General features: G+C 62.8%; 7 protein-coding genes. 2 read left to right on the top strand and 5 right to left on the bottom strand.

The features are described 5' to 3' along the window. The first annotated feature begins 172 nt into the window (after positions 1–172). A complete protein-coding gene (locus DCO47_RS24390) occupies positions 173–538 on the top strand; it encodes an Mpo1-like protein (RefSeq protein WP_042607903.1) in 366 nt (121 codons plus the stop codon). A 1-nt stretch (position 539) separates the two neighbouring features. On the opposite strand, the gene DCO47_RS24385 is transcribed toward DCO47_RS24390, so the two are convergent. From DCO47_RS24385 to DCO47_RS24370, 3 genes are all read right to left on the bottom strand, one after another. Further along, positions 540–1,334, bottom strand: coding sequence for an acyl-CoA thioesterase II (locus tag DCO47_RS24385; RefSeq protein WP_064361529.1), 795 nt, complete (start codon positions 1,332–1,334; stop codon positions 540–542). A 233-nt stretch (positions 1,335–1,567) separates the two neighbouring features. After that, entirely contained in the window at positions 1,568–2,326 is a 759-nt protein-coding gene (locus tag DCO47_RS24375) for a CHAD domain-containing protein (protein ID WP_042607905.1), read from the bottom strand. A 99-nt stretch (positions 2,327–2,425) separates the two neighbouring features. Further along, the gene (locus tag DCO47_RS24370) at positions 2,426–2,704 is read right to left on the bottom strand and encodes a lipoprotein (protein ID WP_042607906.1); all 279 of its coding nucleotides are present in this window, start codon (positions 2,702–2,704) and stop codon (positions 2,426–2,428) included. Between the two features lie 214 nt (positions 2,705–2,918). Between DCO47_RS24370 and DCO47_RS24365 the strand changes: the two genes are divergently transcribed. Beyond that, positions 2,919–3,956: a patatin-like phospholipase family protein gene (locus DCO47_RS24365; protein WP_042607907.1), complete on the top strand. Its 1,038-nt coding sequence runs from the start codon at positions 2,919–2,921 to the stop codon at positions 3,954–3,956. A 125-nt stretch (positions 3,957–4,081) separates the two neighbouring features. On the opposite strand, the gene DCO47_RS24360 is transcribed toward DCO47_RS24365, so the two are convergent. Beyond that, complete coding sequence (locus DCO47_RS24360) at positions 4,082–4,780, bottom strand: response regulator (protein WP_042607908.1); 699 nt, start codon at positions 4,778–4,780, stop codon at positions 4,082–4,084. A gap of 48 nt (positions 4,781–4,828) precedes the next feature. Further along, positions 4,829–7,480 (bottom strand): sensor histidine kinase KdpD, encoded by a 2,652-nt coding sequence (locus tag DCO47_RS24355; RefSeq protein ID WP_116659100.1) that lies wholly within the window; start codon positions 7,478–7,480, stop codon positions 4,829–4,831. Positions 7,481–7,571: the final 91 nt, after the last annotated feature.

The raw sequence follows: 7,571 nt of genomic DNA, 5'->3' as shown, positions 1-7,571 counted from the left end.
GGGAACGCATTTCAAATGTAGGAGTGAGCCTGCTCGCGATGGGGCCAGATCGGGCACCATCAAAAACGGCCATTGCCGCTATCAACTCAATAGCCAACCTTGATTCGCCGCCCTCCGCGCCCGGGCCTATTCTTCAACCATGAAGTTCAACATGGATCGAGGAGTAGTAAACATGGGCAAACGTCACCCCAATCTTCCCGCGTGGCAATGGCGCGCCTACCCGGGCAATCATCAGCATCCGACCAATCTGGTCCTGCACCTGATTGCCGTGCCGCTGTTCATCGTGGCGTTTCTGCTGATCGTGTCGGGGGTGTTCAGCCTGAGCCTGGCCAGCGTCGCCATCGGCGTGATCGGTATCGTCGCGGCGCTGGGTCTGCAGCGTCACGGTCACAGCCTGGAGGCGCAAGCCTCCGAGCCGTTCAGTGATCGCCAGGATGCCGTCTCACGTCTGCTGGTCGAGCAGTTTCTGACCTTTCCGCGGTTCTTTCTCAGCGGTGGCTGGTGGCGCGCCTGGCGTGAGCGCCACCGTCGGCATTGAGTCAGGCAAAGATCGTCACGGTCTGGCGACTCATGGCTATCAACTCTCCCTTCGCGCTCCACAGCTTGGCGGCGACATGGCCGTAGCCGTCGGCGGCGTATTCGATATCGGCCAGGTATTGGCACCAGTCCAGCGTACTGAAGTCGTGCAACGGCTGAACGAATTCAATGGTCCAAGTCAGCGTGCTCCCCGGTGCAGGCTTCTTCAGATACGGCAACAGCGCCGGTGGCCAGGCATCCACCAGCGCCAACAGATGCGCCTCGTTGACCGGCTCCTCTTTGACATCCCCACGCAAGCGCACCCAACCGCCCATCAAGCGCGATGGCGTGCCGGAGAACGGAATGCCACCGACGCTCCAGCGCATGGCCAGATGGCGCATGAATTCCGGGGTGACACCTTTGATATACGGCAGCTCCTGACATTCGTCCCAGTGTTTCATGGTTGGCGCCGGGTAGGCTTCGACGGCGACTTCCGAGGGCCGCGAGGCACCGAAGCTGCCCTGAATGATCGTCACCACCTGGCCATTCTGCATGGCTCGGCCCAACACCTGGCTGACCGCTTTGCCTTCGCGCAGCACGTCGACTTCGAAACTCACCGGCACGTCCGGCTCGACCGGGCCGACGAAGGTGATCGCCAGCGAACGCACCGGACGTTCCGACGGCACCCTGGCGCGCATGACTTCAAATTGCAGCGCGGCCACCAGTCCGCCAAAACTGGCCCGGCCCTGCCCCCATTCGGCGGGGATGGTCACTTCAGGTTGTTGGCGGACAGCATCGAGCAGATCGCAAAAGCGCATGGCAACCTCGGAAAGCGAAAAAGGAATGCGGGGATCTTAACCAGCCCGGGGCGGCGGCGCAGCGTCTATTCCGGTCAAATGGGCTGACAGATAGGCCTTGCACCCTTATCCGTCACACCGAACTCTCCTGTAGGAGTGAGCCTGCTCGCGATAGCGGTCTATCTGGCAGCGAAGTGTCGACTGATGAATCGCTATCGCGAGCAGGCTCACTCCTACAAGGGACCGTGTGGATTTCAGGGTTTGAAACAAGTGGCGCTGAGTTTTTCCAGCACTTGATCGGCCTTCAGCTCTGCCTTGATCAACCCCGCCTGCCACGTTGCCACGCACGGTTGCAGATCGGCCTCTTGCTCTGCGCGCGCCAGCCATTGCCAGCAATCGTGCCAATCGCCCAATGCGCCTTGCGCGGATTTCAGTTGTTTGTAAGCCGGTTTCGGCAAGCGATCCAGTTGCGGATAAGCTTCGATGCCGTAGCGCACGCGTTTGATCAGCAGGCGCAGACGATGACGGTCGTGGGCGGGATCGTGCAGCGCCGCGTCGAGCTTCTGCCATTGTTTGCCCAGACGTTTTTCAATGCGCTTATCCAGATCCTTGAGCAGCCCCTGACGCTCGGACGCGCGCAAGAACCGTGGAAAGGCGTCAAGAATCATCAGCAACGAAGCAAGCTCCGCACTCGCCGCCAGCGCCGGATACGCCTCAGCCATTTGCGCCAGGCGCCGCTGCGCAGCCTCGGGTTGATCATGCTCGAGCAGATACGCCGCCAGCACCTCGCGATCACGCCACGGTGTGGTCAGATCGCCCACCGCCGAAGCTGCCGCCTCCAGTTGCTCGACACCCGGCAAGCCGCGCAACGGCCGCAACAGACTGCGCAAGCGCCGCACCGTGGTGCGCAAATCATGCAACGCCTCGGGATCGGTGCGCGCATTCAACCTTGCCTGACACGCCAGCAGCCGCACATCCAGGCTCAGCACATGAGCCACCAAACGATCGATCATGGGGGTCTACTCCGTAGGACAGCTGCAAGTTGCAAGCTACAAGCTTCAAGCTTCAAGCTGAACGGGGTCGCTTTAAGTTTGCCGCTTGCAGCTGCTTTTTTAACGTCCCGCGCGGGATTCGCGAATGTAGAAGCGGGCTTTTTCGGCTTTCTTGCTGCAGCCTTCGAAGCCTTCGAATTGTTGCTGGGTCTTGGCGGCGGTCAGCAGCGACAGCGCTTTGGAATAGCTGACGGTGCCGGCGAAGCCTTCAGCCTTGGCCAGGTCCAGTTCGTGCCAGGCCGTATCGAGTTGGCTGCCGCAGCTGTCGCGGTACGCGGTTTTGCCGGCGCAACCGGCCAGAACCAGGGCCATCAACGGTACACAGATCCAGGCTTTCATCACTCACACCTCAAGGTAGGTCAACAGTCGTGCAGGTAAGACGGTCGAGCGGCGAAAAAGTGCCTCGCCCGCCGGCCAAACCGTGTGGCGCAGAGCATAGCGCGCAAGCGTGCGGCGCGAGCGAAAAACGACGTCACTGCCTCGCGCAACGACCTTGGCGATTGAGCCGCTTGGCCGATGCGTGCATTGTGCAGGCTTGTCCGGAGGAAGTTTGATGAAAAAGCGTGTCGCACTGGTGCTGGGCTCCGGTGGTGCCCGGGGCTATGCCCATATCGGCGTTATCGAAGAGATTGAAAGACGCGGCTACGACATCGCCTGCATTGCCGGTTGTTCGATGGGCGCGGTGGTCGGCGGGATCTATGCCGCCGGCAAACTGGATGATTACCGGCGCTGGATCGAAAGCCTCGATTACCTCGACGTGCTGCGTCTGGTCGACGTCAGTTTCCGCCTCGGCGCGATTCGCGGTGAAAAGGTCTTCGGGCAGATTCGCAAGATCGTCGGCGAGATCAACATCGAAGACCTGCGCATCCCCTACACCGCTGTCGCCGCCGACCTGACCAATCAGCAGGAAATCTGGTTTCAGGAAGGCTGCCTGCATCAAGCCATGCGCGCCTCGGCGGCGATTCCCAGTCTGTTTACGCCAGTGATGCAGGGCAACCGCATGCTGGTCGACGGCGGCATTCTCAATCCGTTGCCGATCGTTCCGGTGGTGTCCAGTCACTGCGATCTGATTATCGCGGTCAACCTCAACGCCACCAATCAGCGTCATTACAAATTACCGGTGATCGAGCGGCCCGCGGCGTTCCGTTCGCGCTTCGACAGTCTGATCAAATCCATGGGTTCGAAGTTGCCATTCCGGCGTAAACAGGCCGAGCAGTTGTTGAAACTGGAACAGGAAGCCCTGCGCGCCGAAGCGGCGGAAATCAATCCGTGGCTCGAAGGCGTCGAACCGGAAAGCCAGCAACCGGCCGCCGCCCCGGAACGCGAAGGCGCGCCGAAATCCGCCACCGGTTCGTTCATCATCGATAACGTCGGGCCGGCGTCGCTGCTGGATCTGATCAACCAGAGTTTCGAGGTGATGCAGACCTCACTGGCGCAGTACAAGATCGCCGGCTATCCGCCGGATATCCTGATCAACGTGCCGAAGCGGGTGTGCCGGTTTTTCGAGTTCTACAAGGCGCCGGAATTGATTGCGCTGGGCAGACAGATTGCCAGTGATACGCTGGATCGGTATGAGCAGGAGCAGGGTTGAGATCTCCGTTGGCTGTCAGGCCCTCATCGCGAGCAGGCTCACTCCTACAATGGATTTATGCACGACGCAACCCCCCTGTAGGAGTGAGCCTGCTCGCGATGAGGCCATCAAAGACAACAAAAAATCTACAGCCCACCCTCCCCCAACAACCGATACCCAACCCCAGCCTCAGTCACAATAAACCGCGGCCGGGTCGGGTCATCCGCCAGTTTCTGCCGCAGATGCCCGACCACGATCCGCAGGTAATGACTGTCCTCGGTGTGCGTCGGTCCCCAGATATCCTTGAGCAATTGCTGCTGGGTGATCACCCGCCCCGGATGCCGCGCCAGTTGCGCGAGCACCGCGTATTCCTTGCGGGTCAGGGCGACTTCGGCGCCGTCGAGCAGCACCCGCCGATAGGCCAGATCCACGGTCAACGGGCCGACGTTCAGCGCCGCCGGCTGCGCCTCGCCCGCCGGGGCCTGGCGCAATAGCGCGCGAACCCGGGCGAGAAATTCCTGGATGCCGAAGGGTTTGGTCACGTAGTCATTCGCGCCGCCATCCAGCGCTTCGACCTTCTGCCCTTCACTGGCGCGCACCGACAGCACCAGCACTGGCGTGCTCGCCCATTCGCGTAACTCGCGCAGCACTTGCTGACCGTCCATGTCCGGCAGGCCGAGGTCGAGCACCACCAGGTCCGGTTTGCTCAGCGCGGCTTGCGCCAGGCCTTCGGCACCGGTACCCGCTTCGAGCACTTTATAGCCTTGTGAAGCGAGGCTGATGCGCAGGAATTTGCGGATCTGCGGTTCGTCGTCGATGACCAAAATGGTCGCGGTCTGGCTCATGAATTCACATCAACACAAAAGAGTGGCAAGAGAGTAGCGCAGTCGGCCTCAGGCTTCATTGTCCATCCCAGGTTGCGCCTGCAACGGCAGGTGCAAGGTGATGCAGGTGCCCCGCCCGTCGATGCCGTCAGCTACGGAGATGCGCCCACCGTGAGCGCCGACCATGCCCTGACAGATCGCCAGTCCCAACCCGGTGCCCTGGCCGCCGCGATCACCGCGCGCGGCGGTGTAGAACATGTCGAAAATCTTCGCGCGATCCTCTTCGGGGATGCCCGGGCCTTCATCGCTGACCGAAAAGAAAATCTCCTGCTCATCCGCCCCGGCGCGGAATTGCAAGCGACCGTGGCTCGGCGAAAAGCGCGCGGCGTTTTCCAGCACGTTGACCAGCGCTTGCTCGATCAACGCCGCGTGCACGTACAGCAGTGGCAACTCGGCCGGCACCTCGGTGCTGACCTGCAAAGGCGCCACCACCGCGCGCAGGCGATTGAGCGCACTGCCGACGATATCGGCCGGTGACACCCAGTCCCGCGCCAGCTTCAAGGCGCCGTGGCCGAGGCGGGTCATGTCGAGCAGGTTCTGGATGTAGCGGTCGAGGCGTTCGGCTTCATCGCGGGTGCCTTCGAGCAACTCGCGGCGATCCTCCAGCGGGATCGCTTCGCCGAGGGCCAACAGGCTGTCGATGCTGCCGCGCATGGCGGTCAGTGGCGTGCGCAAATCGTGGGACACCGAGGCCAGCAAGGCGCTGCGCAGTTGCTCGGTTTCGCCATGCAGCCGCGCCGCTTCGAGGTCATCGGCCAACTGCGCGCGGGCCAGGGCTTGTGCCAGCGGCTGGCTCAGCGCAGTGAGCAAGCGTCGGCGCTGACCGCTCAAGGTCTGGCCTTCCCTGGCGCAAACACCGAGCAATGCCAGCGGCCCGTCCTCGACCGACAGCGTCCACCACCACCAACGCCCAAGCGGCAAGGTGCCGGTGCCCTTGCCCGCTGGTTGATCGTGTTGCCACGCCCAATCGGCGGCGGCGCGTTCGGCCTCGGTGAATTGCAGCGGCCCGCCGGTTTCGACTTTCCAGCCGCCCTGCCCGTCGCGGTTGAGCAGGCAGAGTTGCAGGTCGCTCCAGCCTTCAAGGTGCTGCGCGGCGGCGCTGACCACGGCCTGGCGATCAGTCGCGGCGGTGAGTTTGCGCGACAGGTCGAGCAATTCGCTGGTCTCTTCCTGGGTATCGCGCAGGGCCTGCAATTGCCGCCGCTGACGTGCCGCGAGGTTGCCGGTGAGCGCCGCCATCAGCAGGAAAAACAGCAGCGTCAGCACGTCTTCTTCGCGCTGGATGCTGAGCGAGAAATTCGGCGGGATGAACAGGAAATCGTAGGTCAGAAACGACAGCGCCGCACAGGCCAGCGCCGGGCCAAGGCTGCTGCGCACCGCCACCAGCAACACCGCTGCGAGAAACACCAGCGAGATGTTCGGCAGCGGCAACACGCTCGACACCGCCCAGGCCAGGGCACTGGCCAACAACGTCGCGACCAGCGCCAGCGCATAGTCGAACCACACCAGCGTAAGCGGATTGCGCGGGCGTGGTGGGTGCTGTTCGTGATCACTGTCGAGGACGTTGATTTCCAGCCCATGAGCCTGACGCAGCAGCCGCGCCGCCAGGCCGCCGCCGAACAATCGACGGCGCAATCGCGGCCGCGACTGGCCGACCAGCAACAGACTGGCGCGGCGCTCGGCGGCGTGTTGAATCAGGGTTTTCGCCACTTCACCAGCGCGCAAAAGAACCACTTCGCCACCGAGGCGTTCGGCCAATTGCTGGGCGCTTTGCAGACGCAACCGCGATTGCTCGTCGCGGCCACTGCCGTTGTCGACATGCACCAGACTCCACGGCAGATGCCGGCGCTGGGCGACGCGGCTGGCATGACGCACCAGACGCTCGGCCTGCGCATCGCCATCGACACCAACCAGCAAACGCCCGCGCACCGCCGGCGCCGCCTGACCGAGCTGGCGATAGCCTTGGGCGAGATCGTTATCGACCTGCGCAGCAGCGGTCTGCATCGCCAGTTCACGCAGGGCGGTGAGGTTGGTCTGGGTGAAGAACGCGTCGATAGCAGCGCGGGCCTGCTCCGGCACGTAGACCTTGCCTTCGCGCAGACGCTCGAGCAATTCACGCGGCGGCAGGTCGATCAGCAGCAGCTCGAAGGCTTCCTGCAGGACCCAGTCCGGCAGGGTTTCGCGCACCTGCACGCCAGTGATGCCGCGCACCTGATCATTGAGGCTTTCCAGGTGCTGGACGTTGACCGTGGTGAATACGTCGATGCCGGCGGCGAGCAGTTCCTGAATGTCTTGCCAGCGCTTGGCGTGACGGCTGCCGGGGGCATTGCTGTGGGCCAGTTCATCCACCAGCACAAGCTTCGGCTTGGCGGCGAGAATGCCGTCGAGGTCCATTTCCTCAAGCAGCACGCCACGGTATTCGCTGCGCACCAACGGCTGCTGCGGCAGGCCACCGAGCAAGGCTTCGGTTTCGGCGCGGCCATGGGTTTCGACCACGCCGGCCAGGACTTTTACGCCCTGGCGCAGTTGCGTGTGCGCAGCCTGGAGCATGGCGTAGGTCTTGCCGACCCCGGGGGCTGCGCCGAGGAAAACCTTGAGCCGGCCACGGCCATCGCGGGGCAGGTCTGCTAACAATGCGTCGGCGCGGCCGGAGTCGCTCATGCTGGGATTGCCTTGTTCGGTTTGAGATTGGTGTGAAGCGTCAAGAGATCGCAGCCTTCGGCAGCTCCTACAGGGTAATGCGATTCATGTA

The organism is Pseudomonas sp. NDM (assembly GCF_003105095.1).
Lineage (GTDB): Bacteria > Pseudomonadota > Gammaproteobacteria > Pseudomonadales > Pseudomonadaceae > Aquipseudomonas > Aquipseudomonas moraviensis_A.
The sequence above is the reverse complement of the archived record's forward strand: the minus strand, read 5'-3'. Positions and strand labels throughout refer to the sequence as shown.